We start from the raw sequence: 1,856 nt of genomic DNA on the forward strand, positions 1-1,856 counted from the left end.
CGCATGCGCCGTCATTCCGCATGACGCGGCGCCCCTTCGCCCATCGCGCGGGCCGGGCGGCCATCTCCCTACCCCACTATAGGGTGGGTCCAGTGATGGATTTCAAGAGAAACTATTTCCAATCCACGCCGCCGGATGACTACGTCCGCGTATTTTCTGCAGCGCAACAATCGTTGCATTAAAAGACGTAACCGCGAATTCATTGAAATGTCCAAACCGGTGTGGGACAGCCATTATATCCAAGCCGCTTATAGAACCTATCGTATCGTTCATTTTGACGGATGCGACATGGCCTCCCCATTGTTGCCCAACAAAAAAGTGGGGAACGCCGATGGTCGCCGGTACCGGCGCCGGCCTTCCCATACCTGAGAGGGAGGTCACCATGAAGGGACGCGCCGCGACCCGGGATGTCGTATCGATGAACATTAACAACCGCGGCCGCTGGCTTGCCGGCTCGGCCCTGCTGGTCCTGACCAGCGTGCTACCCGCCCACGCCCAGACGCAGATGGCGGCGTCGGCGGACGCGGGCACGCTGACGGAAATCGTGGTGACGGCGGAACGGCGCAGCACCGACGTGCAGAAGACACCCATCGCCATCACCACGGTGACAGGCGAAGCCCTGGCCCAGCAGGGCACGGTCAACCTGCAGAATGCCATCGCCCTGATGCCCAGCGTCCAGGTGCAGCAGACCAATTTCGGCGCCAGCTTCTACATCCGCGGCATCGGCACGCGGGGCACGGACGGTCCCTCACCCGTGGCGGTGAATATCGACGGTATCTACCAGGAACGGGCTGAGGTGACGAATTCCGCCTTTGCCGACGTCAACCGGGTGGAGGTGCTGCGCGGCCCCCAGGGCACCCTGTACGGCCGCAACGCCAATGGCGGCAGCGTCAACATCATCACCAACGATCCCGTCCTAGGTCGGGTCGAGGGGGCGGGCACCCTGCAATACGGCAACTACAACACCCTGAAGACGGAGGGCGTGATCAACGTGCCGCTGGGCGACAAGGTGGCGGTGCGCGGCGTCTTCTCCTCCTACTCCCACGACGGCTACCTGTCGAACGGACTGGACGACGCCGATGAGAAGTATGGCCGCGTCAAGGTGCTAGCGGAGCCGACGGAGGACATCCGGGTCCTGCTGGGGGCCGATCTGCAGAAGGACGGCGGCAAGGGAGCCGGCAATGTGAGGCTGCCGGTCGACAGCCGCAGCAACCCCTGGGAAGGCGACGATTATTCAAGCCTGTACGCCATTCCCACCGGCGACGCGCTGTTTTGCAACCCCCACTGCACCGCCAGCTACGACATGCAGAACGTCGATGTCCATGGACAGGTGGACTGGGACGCGAAATTCGCCAACCTGACCCTGCTGGCCGCCCACCAGGATTTTGAAAAAACCTACGTCCAACCCTTTTCCGGCACCTACGAGCGCTATCACCTGCCGCTGATCCAGAATTCCGTGGAGTTCCGCCTGGCGTCGGAGGATGACAGCCGGCTCAAATGGGTGGCGGGCTTCTATTACCTGAACCAGGATGACAGCGGCGCGAAGAAGACCAACTACACCTTCGACACGGTTGAGAACGTCGTCCACGGCACGGTGGACAGCAAGGCGGTGTTTGGTCAGGCGACCTACCCGGTGACCGATCGCCTGCGCGTCACCGCCGGCCTGCGCTACACCAACGACACGCTGGAAGAAACGGACGAGTCAGGCACCCAGACCGCCACCACGGTGGCCAGCCCGATGAAGGCCACGTTCGCCAAGACCACCTACAAGGCCGGGGTGGAATATGATCTGGCGGCGAAACACATGCTCTATGCGCAGGTGTCCACCGGCTACAAGGGCGGCGGTCTGTCCACCT

General features: G+C 62.6%; 2 protein-coding genes. Both read left to right on the forward strand.

The features are described from left to right. On the forward strand, nt 1–182 hold a 182-nt coding region (locus I55_RS38000), incomplete at its 5' end, for a hypothetical protein (RefSeq protein ID WP_211100318.1). 236 nt (nt 183–418) lie between these two features. After that, nucleotides 419–1,856 (forward strand): TonB-dependent receptor (locus tag I55_RS22250; protein ID WP_044562786.1); only part of this gene is annotated, 1,438 nt, incomplete at its 3' end.

The organism is Azospirillum sp. B4 (assembly GCF_000333275.1).
Classification (GTDB): Bacteria; Pseudomonadota; Alphaproteobacteria; order Azospirillales; family Azospirillaceae; genus Nitrospirillum.